Raw genomic sequence first — 17,222 nt, 5'->3', positions numbered from 1 at the left:
CCAGCATAATGCCGGCTGCTTTTTTCTCCCATCGTACGGATGAAGGCCTTATTCATAATCATTCAATTTTTCTAGAATTTACTTATTCAGCTTCCACGCGATAAGCGGCCTTCAGGTCCGCCAATCCTTTGGCGGCCACCTCCGCCGCCGTCTGTCCGCCGAAATCGGCGATGAACAGCTCCAGGGACAGGAAGCCGCGGTAGCCCGCGTCGTACAGCAGCCGCGCCAGCTCGGACGTCGGCGCCACGCCTTCGCCCGGGAATACGCGGTCCGCGTCCGTAATCGTCTCCCGCGGCGGCTCGGCCGGGTAGTCGTTGACGTGGTAGATGCCGATTTGGCTGCCATCCAGCCGCTTCAGATCGTCCAGGCTGCTGCCGCCCGTGTACATGTGGAACGGGTCGAGCAGCAGCTTCGCGCCTTCCGCGCCGCTCTCCTCGGCCACCTCGATCGCCTGGTCGAGCCGGAACAGCGCGCGGGCGCGGCCCCAAAATTCCAAATACACGTCGATGCCGATTTCGCGGCCCAGCGCGGCCAAGCGGGCGTAGTGGCGCGCCATGTCGGCCGGCGGCACGTCCGCCACGTCGCCGAACGGCGGCGCCGCCACGGCAACGCAGCCGGTCTCGGCCAGCATGCGCATCTCGCGCTCGGCCTGGGCGAAGCCTTCCTCCCGGACCGCTTCGTCGCGGTCGGCCCATTTGAAGAACGCGATGGCGTTCGCGAAGACGATGCCGGCGCGCTCCAGGCATGCGCGGAGCTCGGCGGCCGTGCCGCCGTTTTGCAAGTAGGCTTCGATGTCCTTGACCCATAATTCGATGCCCTCGTAGCCGGCCTCGGCCGCGACGCGCACCTGCTCCGTCACGTCCAGCCCGAACGGAAACAGCGTCGATGCGTTGAGCGATGCTTTGAATGGAAACACGATGTCTTCTCCTCCTCTAGCTAATCGGCGAGGCTTCCGCGAACGGCACGGGCAGCGCCCGGCCGTCCCGGCTGCTCTGCAGCGCCAGCTCGATCAATTGAATGGCCAGCCGCGCTTCCTCCGGCTTCACTTCCAGCTCCGCCTGGCCGTTGATATGCTCCATCACGTTGCGGTAATAGTCCATGTAAGAGCCGGGGATCGTCTCGACGACGCCTTCCACGCGGAGTCCGCCGACCGCGGTGTTCAGCTTGCCCCACTGCTCGCGCGGCTCCTTGCCCCAGCCGCGGACCGTCGACGGCTGCGCGCCGCCGATGAGCGCCTGCTCCTGCGGATCGATGCCGTATTTGACGAACGCGCCCTTCGTGCCGTACAGCGCGTAGCGCGGCAGCGGCTCGCGGATGAACTTGGACGATTTCAGCCGCAGCTTGAACCCGCTGTCGTACTGCAGCACGACGTCGAAATAATCGTGCGCCGTCGCGTTCGCCCGCTGCATCCGGACGTCGCCCGCGATCGAGGCCGGCGCGCCGAACAGGCGCAGCGCCTGATCCAGCAGGTGGACGCCGAGGTCGTAGAACACGCCCGTGCCCGGCTCGCTGCCTTCGCGCCAATTCGTGGAGCGCAGCACGGGATCGAAGCCGTCCCATCGGAATTCGGCTTCCATCAGCTCGCCGAGCAGCTCCTGGCGCAGCAGCTCGCGCAGCGTCAGGAAGTCGCCGTCGAAGCGGCGGTTATGGAAGACCGACAACACCTTGCCCTGCTCCCGGGCCAGCCGGATGAGCTCGTCCGCCTCCTTGGCGGTCGGCGTGAACGGCTTCTCGACGACGACGTGCTTGCCGGCGAGCAGCGCGTCCCGCACGAACGTGAAATGATCCGTGCTCGGCGTCGTGACGACCACGAGGTCGATCGCGTCGTCCGCGTACAGATCGGCTACGTCGTGGACGACTTCCACCCACGGGTAGCGCGCCTTGGACTTCGCGCTGCGGCGCTCGACGACCTTCGTCAGCTCCAGGCCCGGCACGGACGTGATCACCGGCGCGTGAAAGACGCTGCCGGCAAAGCCGTAGCCGACCAGGCCCACGCGTACGGCTCCGCTCATGGCGCGACGACCCCCATTCCGATCAGATTGCGGTAGCTGATCGCGATGCTTTCGAACGCCGGCCGGCGGCAGGCGTCCTGCTCCACGACGAGCCACTCCGTGCCGATCTCCTCCGCCGCCTTCAGAATCTCCGCGAAATTCAGGACGCCTTCGCCCACTTCCGCGAAGAACCGCTCTTCGCCCGGCTCCATGTCCTTCACGTGCAGCACCGGGCAGCGGCCTTTCAGCTTGCGCAAGAATTGCGCCGGATCCTCGCCGCCCTTCTGCGCCCAGTACACGTCCAGCTCCAGCTTGACGAGCTCGGGATCGGTCGCCGCCAGCAAAATATCGAGCGCCGACTCGCCGTCGAACTGCCGGAACTCCCAGTCGTGGTTATGGTACAGAAACTGCACGCCGCGCGCCTTCGCCGCCGCGCCGACGGCGTTGAACTTCTCCGCCGCTTCCAGGACGGCCTCGCGGGATTCGAAGCGGTACGACATCGCCACGTACTTGGCGCCGAACAGCGCCAGGAAATCGATCAGCTCGTCCAGCCCGTCCGTCAGCTGCTCCAGGCCGGCATGGCAGCCCATGACCTGCAGGCCGATGCGGTCGAAATGCGCCTTCATCTCGTCGATCGTGATGCCTTCCGGCGGCGGTCCCGCCTCGACGGCCCGGTAGCCGATCTCGGCCACCTTCGTGAAGCTGCCGAGGAAATCTTGCTTCAGTTCTTCGCGAATCGTGTAGGGCTGCAGCGCAATCGGAAATTTCATGACTCTCGCAACCTTTCGGATTGGAATGGGAAATGAGTTACCTTAATCCAACAAGCCGTACTTCAAATGCAGCGGAAGCGCCGCCGGACGTTCGCTGCGCGGCTCGACCTGGACGCGCCGGCCTTCCTTGGACGACGCCAGAATCGCGAGCTGGAGGTCCAGCACGTCGCTGGCCAGCGCGCCGCTGGCGCGGTGCGGGCGGCCCGTGCGGATGGCGTACGCCATGTCGGCGATGCCGATGCCGCGGCTGTTCTCCGCGAAGCCGTGCGAATACGGGAACGCATGCGTCTCGCCGTTGCGCTGCTGGATCGTGACGGCACCGTTGAACGCGTTCGGATCCGGCACGATCAGAATGCCCTCCGTGCCGTAAATCTCCAGCCGCGGCGTATAGCCGAAGCTCTCCTTGGCGGCCTGCAGCGTCGCCGTGGCGCCGCTTTCAAAATCGATCAGCGCGCTCGCGTGCATCGGCGCGCCGATCGGCACCGTCTCGCCGAACCGCGGCGAACGCGGATTGGTGACGGTATGCTCCGGCTTCACCTGGCCAACGGAACCGCTGACGCCGCGCGCCGGGCCGAGCAGATGGATGAAAGCGGTTAAATAATAAGGCGTCATATCGAACAGCGGATCCCACCCGAACTGCAGGTAATTATGAAAATTCGGATGCATGCCGTCGTACGCGTTGCCCATGAGAATCAGGCCGCTTGCCGCGTAAGGCGTACCGATCCAGCCGTCGTCGATGACCTTCCGGCTCGTCTGCAAGCCCGCCCCCAGGAACGTGTCCGGCGCGCAGCCGACGCGCAGCCCCTTCTCCTCCGCCAGCGCCAATACGCGGTCCGCGTCCTCGCGATTCATCGCGAACGGCTTCTCCGTATACGCATGCTTGCCCGCGTTCAAGATCTGCAGGTTCACGTCCGCGTGCACCTGCGGCGCCGTTAAATTGACGACGATCTCGATCTCCGGGTCGTCCAGCAGCTCCTGCACGGTGCAGGCTTTCGGAATGCCGTATTCCTCCGCGCGCTTGCGCGCCATCTCCTGCACCAGGTCCGCGACCGCGGCGACCTCGAGGTTGCCGAACGTTTTCGTGCAGTTTTCCAGATAGATGCCGCTGATGACGCCGCAGCCGATGATGCCGATTTTCGTCTTCTGCATTACCCTCACCTTTCATCTGCGTATTCGTATTACCTATTCCGCCTCCGTTCGCGTATTCCTCCCCGCGGCGCGAAAGTCTTTTGCCGAAACCTGCCGGCCCATTGCCGCATTTCGTCCCGTATAGCCGCATGCGTCTTTCCCCCCGCGCGATCGTTACGTCTTCGCGTAGGCGTAAGCGACGATTCCGTCAAACTCGACGACCAAGCCTTGCGCGTACCAAGGCTCCGTCTCTTCCTTGCTCAGCGTGAAGGAAAATTGCCGGTCGCCCTGCCCGGCCGCGATCACGTCCATGTCGAGCTTTCGCCCGTTCCGGTCGTAGATCTGCCATAACGGCGCCCGGGCGTAGTAATGATAGCCGCCGCCTTCCTCGAACACCTTATTGGACAAGAACATGCCCGCCGAACGGTCCATAGCCGGTCGAATCGAAACGGTAAACGTCATGCCCCCGTTCAGGAACGCCGTGCGTTCGAGAATAAAGGCCGTTTGTTGCGATTCCGCCAGCCGAATCCCCCACGCTTTCGCTTCGCGCATCCACGCCGGCTCGAGCGTCAGGCGAATCGGGACGGACCGCTGTACCAGGTCTAATTCGTAGCCCTGCCCGTTCACGACTTGCCGGTATAGGCCGTCATCCGCGTGACGGCGATCATGAAACGCCAACGCCGCCGCGCAGCCCAGCAGGATGAGGCAAGCGCCTAATGCCGTTGCGATGGCGAATTTTCTTTTCATTCGCGAACGCCTACTTTCTTCGGGATCGATTGAGCCCCCATATAAGCAGGAGCACGGCGCCGACGGCCGCCGCGACGAACAGAACCCCGACCGCGCTTACCCCGGACATCGTCACCCTCTCCTTCCCGCACGTTCATACGCGCCGAGAGCCGCAAGCGTTGCTATTCGCTTCCGAATTCCGGCTTTCGGCCTATGATGATCCTCTCGAAGATACTCTCGAAGATACTCTAATAGAAGCGATAGATCGTGATTTACTTCCAGGAACGAACGTGTATAATACAACTTGTCGAATTTGTGCGGGCCTGTCGGATTTTTCGGGGAACGATGCGGCCGGACGCCGGACGGGCATGCGGCATGAACCGGGGGCCGGCAGCCGGTCCGCACGAATCGATACGTTGCATTTTATCGGGCTGCTGCTCATTTCGGGAGGCTTTATGCTGGCGCTTGCTTCGCTTATTTTCATCGTTACCCTCGTCTTCGTCATCTGGCAGCCGAAGGGACTGAACATCGGATGGTCCGCCTGCGGCGGAGCGGTCATCGCCCTGCTATGCGGCGTCGTGGATGTCCATGACGTCTGGACCGTCACGCAAATCGTCTGGAACGCGACGCTTACGTTCGTCGCCGTCATCTTGATCTCGCTGATCTTGGACGAGGCCGGCTTCTTCGAATGGGCGGCGCTGCACATGGCCCGGTCGGCCAAAGGGAACGGCAAGCGCATGTTCGTCTTCGTCGTCCTCCTCGGGGCGGCGGTCTCGGCGTTCTTCGCGAACGACGGGGCGGCGCTTATCCTGACGCCGATCGTGCTGGCCATGGTCCGGGCGCTGAAGTTCGACGAACGGCTTATCCTCCCTTTCGTCATGGCCAGCGGTTTCATATCGGATACGGCGTCGACGCCGCTTGTCATCAGCAACCTCGTGAATATCGTGTCGGCCGATTATTTCGGCATCGGCTTCGCCGAGTACGCGGGCAAAATGATCGTGCCGACCTTGTTCTCCGTCGCGGCCAGCCTGGTGATGTTGTTTCAGCTGTATGGACGAAGCATTCCGGCCCGCTACGAGCTGACGCAGCTCAGACCCCCGAAAGAAGCCATCAAGGACCTGCGATTGTTCAAGGCATCGTGGATTATTCTGGCGGTGCTGCTGATCGCTTATCTGTCGAGCGAATGGATCGGCGTCCCGGTCTGCCTGATCGCGGGCGCCGCGGCGGCCGTCTTCCTGCAGCTTGCCCGCCGGAGCCGCGTCATTCACACCCGGAAGCTCGTCAAAGAAGCGCCGTGGGCCGTCGTCGCGTTCTCCATCGGAATGTACGTCGTCGTGTACGGGCTCCGCAACGTGGGCTTGACGGACGAGCTCGGCAAGCTGTTCGACTGGGCCGGCGAACAGGGTCTGTTCGCGGCGACGATCGCCTCCGGGTTCATGGCGGCCTTCCTCTCTTCCGTCATGAACAATTTGCCGACCGTCATGATCGACGCGCTGGCCATCGAAGGCGCCCACCCGACGGGAATCATTCGCGAGGCCCTGATCTACGCGAATGTCATCGGGTCCGACCTCGGTCCGAAGATCACCCCGATCGGGTCGCTCGCGACCTTGCTGTGGCTGCACGTGCTGTCCGGCAAGGGCGTGAAGATCACCTGGGGCGCATATTTCAAAACGGGCATCGTGCTGACGCTCCCGGTCCTGTTCCTTACGCTGGCCGGCCTGTACCTCTGGCTGAAGCTCGTCGGATAACCGGGCGGCAAGCAACCGGAGGATGACCATATTACGAAGTACGTCAAACGACCAAACGGGGCCGAATACGGCCCCGTTTTTTTGCGCGATCCGGATGCCGGATAGCCGCTCTTGCATGGGGCCTTGTCCAATCATGCGAGAACCGTTTTTCATAGAATAGAGCATGTCGGACAACAAAGGAGATGATTATCCATGCCTGCCTATTCGACGGGCGTCGTGACCAATACCCGCGACATCGGCACGGCCGCTGCCACGATCGTATTGAACGTCAGCAATATTGATCCTACGGCGACGTCCGTGACGGTCAAAATCGTGGCTTCGGTCGACTCGGATTTCTTTTATACGGCTTACGTCTCCGGATTTGTCGTCCCTGCCGGCGGCTACGAGGTCATGACGTTCAACATTGCCGGCAACGTGGCGTACGAAGTGCAAGTGTCCACGTTATCGTCCAGCCAAGGTCCGTTCGCCCTCGTGTCGGTTTACGGTCTCGATGAATTCGGCAATCTGGTCGCCAATCAACGCTTTGCGCCGGAAGAGCTGAGCAGCATTCCCGGCATCGATCTGGGGGCTTAAGAAAGAATGAAAGGCTGCCGAATTCAAAGAGACTGCCGGTTCGGCAGCGTCTTTTTTCCGGGCGCCGTTGCGGAGACAGTGGAATGAATCTACGCTCAACGCGAGGATTCCGAGGCACGAAAAATAAAGACGGGGTCCACAAGCCCCCGTCTTCCTTGCTATGACTTTGATGCTAAACAGGTGGTCCCCAAAAATAGCATCCTGTTGCACTGGACCGACCCCTATCTCCTGTACCGAAAGCAATCGAAAAAACCTATTATCTCGCAATTCGAGACAGATAATAAGCATATTCCAATGGCCTAATATAGATCAGATTTTTGAATGTACACCCAGTAAGCTCTTTGTATAGATCTTTTTGAGGTTTTCCGTTAAGTTCAATAATCCATAGCTTCCTTTGTTCATCCAACACAAAATCAACACTCAGTTCGCCCAATGAACCTAGATGCGTTTCTGCGTCTTTTGCAGCTTGCACGCTTACCTCAACCAGAGAGCGGAAAATGTCTTTCATTTTATCCGGCGAAAAAAATCGCGGAAGAATGTCTGCAGCATCATAAATGGTATCGCACATGCTCGTATTATAATATTTCTTATACGCGACTCTACATGTTTTGGCGGTCACCATCCATTCTCCGAGAAAGCCTTTTTGAACAAGAACCCGAATATCAAAAAACTGATGCTCAAGCTGACTCGAGCGAACCCCCTGCTGAACCACGTAATTTTTTTGGCCGAAACGTTCATCCAATTTTTCCCGAATGCTTTCATGCCTTCTGCAAATATATTTTGGCGTCAAGGTGTGCAAGGCGATATGAACGTCTCCATTTTCCTTTAACTCCACCCGATGCACGGATTCCCCCTTAGATCCGTATGCAGGCTTCAGGTAAACGACCTTATATTTCTCTAGCAGCTCCGATACATTCGTTTCGTCATATAAAAATGTGTCCGGTACATAGGATTTAAGATCCGACTGTTTAAACTGGTTATAGAGCTCCCATTTATTAAAAAAATTGATGTGGTTAAAGCATTTGTTCCTGCCGATCGCCTTCTCAAGACGGTGAATGGTCGTCCCTTTTTTGTTGTAACAACGATTATAGACGACCTGAGGGAAAGGAACCACACTTTGTTTCCAAATGCCCTTATTCAGACTAAGACCGATAATCCGCTTTTCTTTCCAAAGGATATCTGCCGGAGTAAAGGCGAAAAGTTTCATATTCAGATGATTGTAACGTTGCAATAGCTTTAAAATTCCTTTCCTACTGCTTCTGCGACTTACAAGAATACCAACAGATGAGCGCTTTTCCATCCCGTCACTCCCCGGCTTTCAATCTCTCTATTGTCATATGCCGATAGAGACACAATGGAAGGGAGAAATAACATAGATCAATAGAAAATCAGCGAATATAGCACTCTATTAGCCTATTTTAAGATTACTAGGTAATTGCTGTGTTTCTATGAGTAGGCTTTTAATATGCTGGATTAGTTTAATAAACAAGGAGCTGACAGAATGGGTAGATGCAATTGTCCGCCTGGACCTCCAGGACCGGAAGGACCTCAAGGCCCTCCAGGACCATTAGCGGAGGGACCGCAATTGCTGCAAGGCCTTGCGGGAGCAATCGGAGCAGCCGGGCCCGCCGGACTTGCGGGAGCACTTGGGCCGGCTGGATTAGCGGGACTTGCGGGAGCAATCGGAGCAGCAGGACCCGCTGGACTTGCTGGACTTGCGGGAGCGCTTGGAGAAGCTGGATTGGCAGGAGCAACAGGACCGGCAGGACCGGCAGGACCGGCAGGACCGGCAGGGCCGGTTGGAGCAGTTGGACCAACGGGCGCAGTTGGCCCCCAGGGTCCGGCAGGACCAGCAGGGGGAGGATTGATTCCATTTTCAACGGGAATTATCCTTAGCGGCGCAGCAGTTGTATCGGCCGCCCCGATATTGATGGGTTTTGGCAGCAGCACGGTTGAAGTGATTGACGGTTCTGGAGAATCGACCATGCCGCCCGAAGCGGGCGGGTTTGCGTTCCCCATTCCTTTTGCGGGTACGGTTCAAAATTTGCAAATCAGCGCAGATCTATTGGTTGCCTCCGTAGTTTCCATCAATACGCTCGGACTGCAATATGATTTTACCGTATTCCGTTCACCGTCTGCTCCTAACAATGGGATCGACCATCTCTCTTCGCCTTACCTGACAACTCCGTTAACGAGTTCGGTCAGATTCGGGTTTCCGAATAATATCGTTACAGCGGGTACCTTCCGATCCGCGACGAATATTAATTTGGGCTCTCTAGTAGTTGCGCCTGGCGACCGTATCGGTATTCGTGTAAGGACGCTTGCGTCGACGGATCCTTCGGCAGCAGACATCACCCAGCTCTCTTTTAGCGCCAGTCTCTCTTATACTCCTTTTTAATAGCCGCGTTTTACTGCTTTACGCCGTCTATGCCCATTAACTTCATGATGCTGCCGATGTATTTTCGGCAGCTCTTTTGTTATCTTTTGACAGTGCGGGCACTCTTTTTGAACCGATAACCGGTTCCAAAAATCGTCTCTATGAATCTCTTTGCTATACTATATGTTTGTTTTAAACCATGGTGACCAAATCCGGAGAAATTATGACTGTCTTTGTGACCTTATTCCTTTCAGTGACCTTCCCTCGCGGAATATCCATATTATCCCTCATCCATAGGCTTCGAATTTCGCGATTTTTTGGGGATTTAGCAGTCCAGCGCATGCATGCCCACCATCGGTTGCCGACCGTACGGCAGGTCTCCCTTTTCTTGGAGGGAAGGGGAAAAGCCCCAGCGAGTGTTCGCCGGAGCTCTTCCATGTCTATAATCAAGCAATGGACCGATTGTTCGGTCTTGGTTATTATCTTCGCTCAAGCTCACGATCATGATTACGACTAATCATGATTACGACTTCTCATGCCGGCCAGGCCGATCAATCCCAACAAGCCAAGCCAACCCCAGTCAAAATCATTATCATCGTTAACTGCATTAGTTCGATAGTTCCCTCCCGTTGCTGAGGCAGCGTTATAGCTATTCGTCGAACGGTTGTCATACGATTGGTTGCTTAGGGAATTAGTTGCAGGCCCACCGCTAGTTGCTGAGCCCGCAGCATTTAAAATACCGGCGCCCAGCATTAATGCAAAGCAGCTGGAGTAAGAAACCGTCAATAGATATTTCACTTTCCAACTCCTTGGCTGTTTTGGTATATCACCATTGGGTTACCCATTACGAAATTAAAATATGCGTGGCATGCATAATAAAGTTTTCGATATGTCCATTATCGCTGGCCAATTCTTTAGTACTTTCGTTTGAATATAAGGGTGCATTGCTCACAGCTCTGAAATCTGCCGAAGAATTGGTTGGAGAAACCAGAACCACACACAAGCGCGTCCGGAGGTTCCAGCTAATCATTGTTATAATCAGGAAAATTATCGACCAAGCCAGCTCCCAAAGACGAAAAAAGAAACCCGACGTTTTAAAAAACGTGGGTTTCTCTACAAGCTGACGGGGCCCAAAAGGCCCCGTTTTCCTTGCTATGACTGGGTTTTGGCCAGCGGCTTACATCATGCCGCCCATCTCGCAAACATATTTGAATGCCTTCAATGATGTTCGTTCACGCTTAAAAAACTTTATTATTACCTATTTAAATAAGATGTTCTTCGCGTTATTTCGGCTTTGACCGGAAAAACTGTGACTTTCTTTGTGACCTTATTCATTTCTTGTGACCTTTTTCGTTTTATGTGACCTTCCTAACCCTACATTCTGGATTGACACCAGCCAGCCAAGCTAACCAAGGTGAATGCCAGTGATAAACTCTTCGACGTGGGTCCGGTTAATGACCTTCTGTCAGTCCATGACCGGATGCAGACTGTGTACCGCGAACCGAGCACTTGACACTATGTTAAGACTGGATTGATCAAATCGATAACAGCCGATCCGATTTGAGTGCTTGAAATCTCTATATCAAGACGGAGTACCCCTTTTACGTTTAACTCTAATCCCTCTTGTACGCTTCCTTTTCCAATTGTAACTTGTTTAATTACCGAACCATCCTGATCCTTAAAAGTGAGCGTTCGAGTAGCATCGTAACTCTCATCATCCATGCCAACTCCTAAGATCAGCTTTGAATATTGTGCGTTGAGATCGTATGAAATTGTCGCCGGCGCATCTTCAACACCTGGGTTATCTGCAGTCAATACCTGTCCTTTATTTCCATAAGATTTGTTGTTTATATTCATTTTTTGATTCTGAGCTGTTGTGACCATCAGAATACTTCCTGATTTCTTTATGTTCGATGGAACCGGCAGAGAAGTCCCAACTACTTTTTTTCCGATGATTACGGAAGAGTTTTTCCCATCCCAGGTTATATCAACCCCTGTCAATTCACTTGCTGTCCTCAAGGGAACATAAGTCGTGCCATTCACAATAAATGGCATGTTATTAGTTGGTGTTTTATCAATACCGTTTTGAATCAACTTAACACCGAAAAAGGCATTAATTTGTTTAGCATTACTAGATGCATACGAAACCCCACTAAAGAATAAGGCCCCTACAATAAAACCTCCAGTTATCAACCTAAATTTCTTGCTTTTGCTCATGCGACTAAACTCCTCCTGTCTTTTTACCTACCTATTACTATTCGGTTATCGAATCACTACTTTTAACATCTATTTCCAATGTTTTTACTTAAGACAAAAAAAGCCGCCTTCACTTGAGGCGGCAATTATTGAACTATGGTGTCCCGTTAGTTTAAAGCCGTTTTTGATAATACTCTTCTTTCTGGTGTTCTTGACTATGGGGTACCTTCTTTTTGGTTCAAAGTTTTTGCTCCATTATTGCTATCGCCCAATCGACATTCGTGTATCGGTGATTTACAACCGTGCGCGTCAATGTCAAAATATCTGGTATATTATTTAATTTTTCTGCACGCAGCTGGAACCATTTTTCTGTAACTCCCCCTCCTTCTAATAAAAGCAACCCGCTTTTCCAGTCCATAACGTTGGATTGCGAAACGCTGATTCCACCTCTGGGAGTGAGTGAATATACTTTTCCCATACTGTCTTTTAATTGCCAATCTGATCCATCGAACTCATTTAACAGTTTCCCTGTAATGTGAAGGGTACCTTCATTATTGCTCACATCTTTCCCTTGTGAAGACTCAATCGTAAAATCCTTTAATTTAATTGCATCTCCGTAAGACTGGAACAAAACCGGTTTGGTCTTTAATTTCGATGGTTGGAAGGTTACAGAAGTTCCATCTGTCTCATCTACTGAATAACCGTCTAAGATGAATCGATACGGTTCATTTTGAGGTAAATATTCAAATGTGTAACTCCAATGCATTTGTCCTGGTTTGGCTCCTGGAACAGAGCTTTTGGAGAGCAAGCTCTCCATGTGAGGTGCTTTTCTTGTATTTACGCTGTGAATTTCTTTGCCATTCTTATCTTCGAAATGGAATGAAAGAGCCTGTTTCTGCCATAACCCATTAGGAGATCGGCGTAGTGCCTCATCACTAAGCTCTGTATCAAGTTCGATACGAACGCCTTGTACCATTCTCGTCAATTGTTTCATTCGAATAGTCATACCATCGGGAGAGGTATAGCTACCAACTAACGGCATGAAACTCGTATTTTTTTCGCTTCCTTTAAATCCATTGTGAAATGAAAACTCCAATCCCCATGCATGTTCGGGATATGTTGAACCTCATTACCTAACTGCTCAATATGTGCATCAATTGTGACAATATCTGTCTTTAGTGGTTCGGGAAAGTAAGCGACCATATAATAGAAATCACTTGTCATTCCTTGATCGTACATGCTCCCGATAATTCGACCTTGTTCATCTTTAATAACAATCTCATTTGGCTTTGCAAAGACAAGCCGATTGCGATCCAGTTGGTCTTGTGAATTGACTAACTGAAGTGCCATTATGACACGAGTTGGATCGACAACTGCTTCATTGACTTTGACAGTGTATCCTTTATCTGAAATTTTTATATGAGGATTCTGTATTAAACCTAGTTCCTGAGCATTTAGCAATCCAATATCCACGTTTCCTCGAGAGAATAATGATCGCATTGCCTCGGCAAAGGCTGGAATAGTGTAAAAAGCTGCAGAAGTAAATATAATAAGCAAGCTCGCAGCAATTGCAGTAAGACGCCATTTACCCTTTTTGTTCTTCTTATTTTTGCGTTGGACAATAGTGGGCAACTCTGGCAGCTTCGCTAATGTGTGATCAATTCGATTTCGAATCAGCTCAGGAAGCTCGGGTTGGTTCTCTTTGAGTAACCTCAGCTCATTCTCCATTTTAGTAATCATAGCCTGGGCTCCTTTCTTCTGCTGGCAATCTCAGCATTTCGGAGAGAAGATACCTTGATCTATGTAGACGTGATTTGACTGTACCTTGAGATAGGCCCAAGCAGTCGGCAATACTTTTTACAGGCATGTCTTCAAAATAAAACAAAGTAACAACAAGCCTCAAGGAATCCTCCAGCTGGTTAATAGCATCTTGTAGAATTATACGCTCTACCGCCTTAGTCTCTACAGCATTGGAAGGGAAATGATTATTCATGCCAGCCTCGACGGGACGTTTTCGTTTTCTTAATATGCTGTTGCATTCGTTAATTAGGATCCTTATCAGCCAGGTTTTGAAATAAGCAGGACTCTTAAGGGATCCGATTGACCCGTATGCTTTAAGGATCGTTTCCTGTATGGCGTCCGCGCAATCTTCTTCACCCTTGAGTATAGAACGAGCAACGGTGTATTGGCTTAGTTCGGTTTCTTTTATAAGCTTGATAAAAGCATCTCTATCGCCATTTTGCGCAAGCATGACATTCTGTTCTATATCCACATTTGCTAGCCTCCCAATCTAAGTTTTGCTAGTTCAACTATTAGATGTTTGAAAGACTCCGTCGGTTCATAGTCACAAAATATTAATCAAGTTAAAATTGTAACTGGAACTAAAGTTTTGTTGTCCACTTAACTTTAGATTATTGGTAGATTTCTTTAACGGCCAGTATATAAACAAAGCTGCCGTTCTTGCCGGCAGCCTTGTTTAATGTTTATTGAGCTATCGTGTCCCGTTAGTTCAACAGACTTTCACTTGCAAATGATTGCTTTTTGCCCCATTTTTTCAAATTAACATCAATCCATTCGATTAATTTCCGCAGATTCTCCTCGGCTTCATCTTCAGACCACTGTAGCATATAAACTTGCCCTTTCATGCCTACATGATAATAAAACTTTCTCATGTTGTTTCCATTAATTAGGTCCAATCCATTTAAAAATTTTGTAGCTTTATGAAAATCCTCATCAGTAAGTAACAAATCGAATACAAGCTTTTCCTTTTTCTGATACAACTCTTCATCAAAGAGAATTTTCTCTAAATCGTTTGTTGGTGAATAATCTATTTTCCAATCGACTTCAATCTCTTCTTTTTCACAATTGGTACACTTTGAACCAATATATACCCAAGATATCTCTCCTCCTATTTCTCGATATTGCAACCCTGCAAAGATTTTAAACTCATCATTCTTGCATTGTTTGCATTTTATTTTTGGCGGATTTTTTTCATAAACATCATACCAATGTTCTCCACTATCAAATAAAAAGAATCCATTCATACAAGATGTACATTTTATTTTGGCTACACCTTCCGTTTTATGTCTTTGTAGATGGAACGCATTTTTATTACATCTTATGCAAACCACCTCATTAACCATAATTTTGTCCGGCTGAATTGATTCTATTAAACGCATTTTCTCGACATCCTCATTTATGTTTTCTTCAAGTCACATATAGCACTAAAGCAATGCCTTACATTCAGGTATTTAATTCGTGAAGTCTGTTCTACAAACCTGCCCGTTAACGCAAAGACGGCAGCCTATCGTTCTGGGTCCGGCCGCCGTCATGTCATGATTGAACTATCGTGCCCGTTAGCGTAATCTTTCTATTAACTGATCTCGTCTTGGACCTATTGATACGTATGTTATTCTCACATTGATTGCTGATTCAATGAACTCAACGTACTGCTTTGCGGTTTCTGGTAGCTCGTCAAAGGACCGAACGTTTGAAATATCACATTTCCAGCCTTGAAAGTGATGCAGTATCGGTTTTGCTTTATGTAGCTTCGCACTCACTGGAAATTGGTCAGTTATCGTTCCATCTTGTAACTCATAACCCGTGCAAACTGGAATTGTATTCAAATATCCAAGTACATCAAGATTCGTCAGGGCGACTTCCGTTGCACCTTGTACCATACAGCCGTAACGAGTCGCAACGGCATCAAACCAGCCAACACGGCGTGGGCGGCCAGTCGTTGCGCCATACTCTCCCGCATCCCCTCCACGCCGCCTTAATTCATCCGCATCTACAGCATTCAATTCGGATATAAAGGGACCCGCACCAACGCAGCTTGAGTACGATTTTACTACTGCAATCACCTTCATAATCGCAAATGGAGGCAGACCCGCACCGACGGGAGCAAACCCTGCAAGAGTTGAGGAAGAAGTGGAAAAAGGATAAATACCGTGATCTGGATCTCGAAGTGCACCAAGCTGGCCTTCTAGCAAAATCGATTCGCCATTATTATAGGCTTCGTGAAGCATTGAAGTGGTGTTGCAAACAAATGGACGAAGTTTCTCTGCTTGACTTAGCAAGTCCGACATCATGTCCTCTGGTTGAATCGGTTGCCGACCGTACATATGCACAAGCAGAACATTTTTAGTCTCCAGAGATTGTTGTAAGCGTGCATAGAGCCGCTCTTCATTATACAAGTCCGACACTTGAATCCCAAGCTTTGCGTATTTATCAGCGTAAAAGGGCGCAATCCCGCGTTTTGTCGATCCAAAATTGCGAGAACCTAGCCGCTCCTCTTCCAACTCATCAAAAAAACGGTGTATTGGAAGAACGATTTGTGCACGATCAGATACGCGTAAATGGGGTTCTGGGACACCTCGTCCAAGCAATTCTTCCCGTTCTCTCATGAAGGATTCCACATCAAGCGCTGCTCCAGGGCCAATCACGTTTATAACGTTTGGATAGAAAACCCCCGAAGGCAGCATGTGCAATGCAAATTTCCCATAACTGTTAATAATCGTATGCCCCGCATTGCTTCCGCCTTGATAACGCACCACATAAGAGGAATTAGCGGAAAGAACATCCGTCATTTTACCCTTTCCTTCATCACCCCAATTTGCACCTACAATTGCCGTAATTGTCAATTTACTCGCCTCCGCCCTTGTAATCCCTTACAGCGATTATTATAATTTAAGAAATAGGCATTAGTATAATTGATTATAATAATAACAGGCATAAGTTGAGGTAATGTCAGTGGAACTCAATTTGGAAAGATATCGTGTATTTTATTGGACCGCAAAACTAGGAAGTTTAACAAAGGCGGCAGATAAGCTTCATATCACGCAACCTGCGGTCAGCCACACACTTAAACAGCTAGAAGGTGTTCTCGGCGGGCAACTGTTTTTCCGTACGACAAAAGGGGTTACGCTAACTGCTGAAGGTGAAGTACTGTTTAATTTTGTGGAGCAAGCAATGCATTACATCGAAATTGGTGAGAAGAAAATTGCTGAAATGCAAGAATTGTCTTACGGGGAAATCAGCATCGGAGCGAGCGATACACTGTGCAAACACTTCCTGTTGCCGCATCTTGAACAATTCCATAAACAATACCCAGAAATCAAGATCCGCGTTACAAATCGAACAACACCCGAGACCATCTCACTTTTGAAGGAAGGAAAAATTGACTTCGGTGTTGTGAACTTACCCGCGTTTGATTTGAAAATCGATTTTCGCATCAGTTCTACGCTTCAAGATTGCCTTGTTGGCAATCAAGAGTATGCAGTATTAGCAGAAAACCCATTACCTCTAGAGGATCTTCATCAATATCCTTTATTGCTACTTGAAGGAGGCAATACACGAAATTTTCTCGATGAATATGCAGCATCTAGTGGCATCACACTTAAACCTGAGTTAGAACTTGGAAGCCTTGATCTCCTTACACAGTTTGCACAAAGTGGGTTTGGCCTTACATTTATCGCACGTGAATACATTTCTGACGAATTAAGTACTGGTAAGCTCATTGAAATTCCTTTAATACCTTCGATTCCAAAACGCCACATCGGTTTTGCAACACTTAAGGCTGTCCCCCTTTCAGCAGCTTCGAGACGTTTCCTTGAATTCTTGCTATAAATTTTGGACTCTATTATGCTCAAAGGCTGCCGATTCTTTCGGCAGCCTTTGCACGTTATTGAACTAATCTGTTGAGATAATGTAG

At 50.9% G+C, this 17,222-nt stretch carries 18 protein-coding genes; 5 read left to right on the top strand and 13 right to left on the bottom strand.

What is annotated here, in order from left to right; translation table 11 throughout:
- Nucleotides 1–82: 82 nt before the first annotated feature.
- From BMZ79_RS22760 to BMZ79_RS22740, 5 genes are all read right to left on the bottom strand, one after another.
- Complete coding sequence (locus BMZ79_RS22760) at nucleotides 83–916, bottom strand: sugar phosphate isomerase/epimerase family protein (RefSeq protein WP_177222278.1); 834 nt, start codon at nucleotides 914–916, stop codon at nucleotides 83–85.
- A 16-nt stretch (nucleotides 917–932) separates the two neighbouring features.
- The gene (locus BMZ79_RS22755; RefSeq protein ID WP_090644246.1) at nucleotides 933–2,012 is read right to left on the bottom strand and encodes an oxidoreductase; all 1,080 of its coding nucleotides are present in this window, start codon (nucleotides 2,010–2,012) and stop codon (nucleotides 933–935) included.
- Nucleotides 2,009–2,761, bottom strand: coding sequence for a sugar phosphate isomerase/epimerase family protein (locus tag BMZ79_RS22750; protein ID WP_090644244.1), 753 nt, complete (start codon nucleotides 2,759–2,761; stop codon nucleotides 2,009–2,011). The genes BMZ79_RS22755 and BMZ79_RS22750 overlap by 4 nt, the downstream gene beginning before the upstream one ends.
- 42 nt (nucleotides 2,762–2,803) lie before the next feature.
- Nucleotides 2,804–3,910 (bottom strand): Gfo/Idh/MocA family protein, encoded by a 1,107-nt coding sequence (locus BMZ79_RS22745; protein ID WP_090644242.1) that lies wholly within the window; start codon nucleotides 3,908–3,910, stop codon nucleotides 2,804–2,806.
- Nucleotides 3,911–4,063: 153 nt separating this feature from the next.
- Nucleotides 4,064–4,636, bottom strand: coding sequence for a hypothetical protein (locus BMZ79_RS22740; RefSeq protein ID WP_090644239.1), 573 nt, complete (start codon nucleotides 4,634–4,636; stop codon nucleotides 4,064–4,066).
- A 434-nt stretch (nucleotides 4,637–5,070) separates the two neighbouring features.
- Between BMZ79_RS22740 and BMZ79_RS22735 the strand changes: the two genes are divergently transcribed.
- Together BMZ79_RS22735 and BMZ79_RS22730 are read left to right on the top strand one after the other, a co-directional pair.
- Nucleotides 5,071–6,363: an arsenic transporter gene (locus BMZ79_RS22735; RefSeq protein WP_090644457.1), complete on the top strand. Its 1,293-nt coding sequence runs from the start codon at nucleotides 5,071–5,073 to the stop codon at nucleotides 6,361–6,363.
- Between the two features lie 192 nt (nucleotides 6,364–6,555).
- Nucleotides 6,556–6,936: a hypothetical protein gene (locus tag BMZ79_RS22730; RefSeq protein ID WP_090644237.1), complete on the top strand. Its 381-nt coding sequence runs from the start codon at nucleotides 6,556–6,558 to the stop codon at nucleotides 6,934–6,936.
- 256 nt (nucleotides 6,937–7,192) lie between these two features.
- Here BMZ79_RS22730 and BMZ79_RS22725 read toward each other — a convergent pair whose 3' ends face one another.
- Nucleotides 7,193–8,236: a YheC/YheD family endospore coat-associated protein gene (locus tag BMZ79_RS22725; protein WP_090644235.1), complete on the bottom strand. Its 1,044-nt coding sequence runs from the start codon at nucleotides 8,234–8,236 to the stop codon at nucleotides 7,193–7,195.
- A gap of 370 nt (nucleotides 8,237–8,606) precedes the next feature.
- On the opposite strand from BMZ79_RS22725, the gene BMZ79_RS34775 reads away from it, so the two are divergent.
- Both BMZ79_RS34775 and BMZ79_RS34770 read left to right on the top strand, forming a co-directional pair.
- Nucleotides 8,607–8,804 carry a hypothetical protein gene (locus tag BMZ79_RS34775; protein ID WP_218154759.1) on the top strand — a complete coding sequence of 66 codons (198 nt, stop codon included), beginning with the start codon at nucleotides 8,607–8,609 and terminating at the stop codon, nucleotides 8,802–8,804.
- The gene (locus tag BMZ79_RS34770) at nucleotides 8,801–9,334 is read left to right on the top strand and encodes a hypothetical protein (RefSeq protein ID WP_218154758.1); all 534 of its coding nucleotides are present in this window, start codon (nucleotides 8,801–8,803) and stop codon (nucleotides 9,332–9,334) included. The genes BMZ79_RS34775 and BMZ79_RS34770 overlap by 4 nt, the downstream gene beginning before the upstream one ends.
- A gap of 492 nt (nucleotides 9,335–9,826) precedes the next feature.
- On the opposite strand, the gene BMZ79_RS22715 is transcribed toward BMZ79_RS34770, so the two are convergent.
- The 7 genes from BMZ79_RS22715 to BMZ79_RS22690 all read right to left on the bottom strand — a co-directional run bounded on the left by BMZ79_RS22715 (nucleotide 9,827) and on the right by BMZ79_RS22690 (nucleotide 16,152).
- A complete protein-coding gene (locus BMZ79_RS22715) occupies nucleotides 9,827–10,111 on the bottom strand; it encodes a WGxxGxxG family protein (protein WP_090644230.1) in 285 nt (94 codons plus the stop codon).
- A gap of 717 nt (nucleotides 10,112–10,828) precedes the next feature.
- Nucleotides 10,829–11,530, bottom strand: a complete 702-nt coding sequence (locus BMZ79_RS22710) for a stalk domain-containing protein (RefSeq protein WP_090644227.1) — start codon at nucleotides 11,528–11,530, stop codon at nucleotides 10,829–10,831.
- 217 nt (nucleotides 11,531–11,747) lie between these two features.
- Nucleotides 11,748–12,503 (bottom strand): hypothetical protein, encoded by a 756-nt coding sequence (locus BMZ79_RS33730; protein ID WP_143089046.1) that lies wholly within the window; start codon nucleotides 12,501–12,503, stop codon nucleotides 11,748–11,750.
- A 38-nt stretch (nucleotides 12,504–12,541) separates the two neighbouring features.
- A complete protein-coding gene (locus BMZ79_RS22705; RefSeq protein ID WP_090644224.1) occupies nucleotides 12,542–13,249 on the bottom strand; it encodes a DUF4179 domain-containing protein in 708 nt (235 codons plus the stop codon).
- Nucleotides 13,239–13,781, bottom strand: a complete 543-nt coding sequence (locus BMZ79_RS22700) for a sigma-70 family RNA polymerase sigma factor (RefSeq protein WP_090644222.1) — start codon at nucleotides 13,779–13,781, stop codon at nucleotides 13,239–13,241. Before BMZ79_RS22700 ends, BMZ79_RS22705 begins: the two co-directional genes overlap by 11 nt.
- A 232-nt stretch (nucleotides 13,782–14,013) precedes the next feature.
- Nucleotides 14,014–14,688 carry a hypothetical protein gene (locus BMZ79_RS22695; protein WP_143089045.1) on the bottom strand — a complete coding sequence of 225 codons (675 nt, stop codon included), beginning with the start codon at nucleotides 14,686–14,688 and terminating at the stop codon, nucleotides 14,014–14,016.
- Nucleotides 14,689–14,865: 177 nt separating this feature from the next.
- Entirely contained in the window at nucleotides 14,866–16,152 is a 1,287-nt protein-coding gene (locus BMZ79_RS22690) for an adenylosuccinate synthase (RefSeq protein WP_090644216.1), read from the bottom strand.
- A 109-nt stretch (nucleotides 16,153–16,261) separates the two neighbouring features.
- On the opposite strand from BMZ79_RS22690, the gene BMZ79_RS22685 reads away from it, so the two are divergent.
- Nucleotides 16,262–17,137 (top strand): LysR family transcriptional regulator, encoded by an 876-nt coding sequence (locus tag BMZ79_RS22685; RefSeq protein ID WP_090644454.1) that lies wholly within the window; start codon nucleotides 16,262–16,264, stop codon nucleotides 17,135–17,137.
- Nucleotides 17,138–17,222: the final 85 nt, after the last annotated feature.

Source organism: Paenibacillus sp. UNC496MF (assembly GCF_900113915.1).
In the GTDB taxonomy this organism is placed as follows: domain Bacteria; phylum Bacillota; class Bacilli; order Paenibacillales; family Paenibacillaceae; genus Paenibacillus_Z; species Paenibacillus_Z artemisiicola.
This window is presented reverse-complemented; position numbering and strand designations above follow the sequence as displayed.

Bases quoted from the DNA above. Each gene is read 5' to 3' on its own strand.
- BMZ79_RS22755 (WP_090644246.1), bottom strand. From the start codon at position 2,012: ATGAGCGGAGCCGTACGCGTGGGCCTGGTCGGCTACGGCTTTGCCGGC.
- BMZ79_RS22750 (WP_090644244.1), bottom strand. From the start codon at position 2,761: ATGAAATTTCCGATTGCGCTGCAGCCCTACACGATTCGCGAAGAACTG.
- BMZ79_RS22745 (WP_090644242.1), bottom strand. From the start codon at position 3,910: ATGCAGAAGACGAAAATCGGCATCATCGGCTGCGGCGTCATCAGCGGC.
- BMZ79_RS22740 (WP_090644239.1), bottom strand. From the start codon at position 4,636: ATGAAAAGAAAATTCGCCATCGCAACGGCATTAGGCGCTTGCCTCATC.
- BMZ79_RS22735 (WP_090644457.1), top strand. From the start codon at position 5,071: ATGCTGGCGCTTGCTTCGCTTATTTTCATCGTTACCCTCGTCTTCGTC.
- BMZ79_RS22730 (WP_090644237.1), top strand. From the start codon at position 6,556: ATGCCTGCCTATTCGACGGGCGTCGTGACCAATACCCGCGACATCGGC.
- BMZ79_RS22725 (WP_090644235.1), bottom strand. From the start codon at position 8,236: ATGGAAAAGCGCTCATCTGTTGGTATTCTTGTAAGTCGCAGAAGCAGT.
- BMZ79_RS22710 (WP_090644227.1), bottom strand. From the start codon at position 11,530: ATGAGCAAAAGCAAGAAATTTAGGTTGATAACTGGAGGTTTTATTGTA.
- BMZ79_RS33730 (WP_143089046.1), bottom strand. From the start codon at position 12,503: ATGAAACAATTGACGAGAATGGTACAAGGCGTTCGTATCGAACTTGAT.
- BMZ79_RS22705 (WP_090644224.1), bottom strand. From the start codon at position 13,249: ATGATTACTAAAATGGAGAATGAGCTGAGGTTACTCAAAGAGAACCAA.
- BMZ79_RS22695 (WP_143089045.1), bottom strand. From the start codon at position 14,688: ATGCGTTTAATAGAATCAATTCAGCCGGACAAAATTATGGTTAATGAG.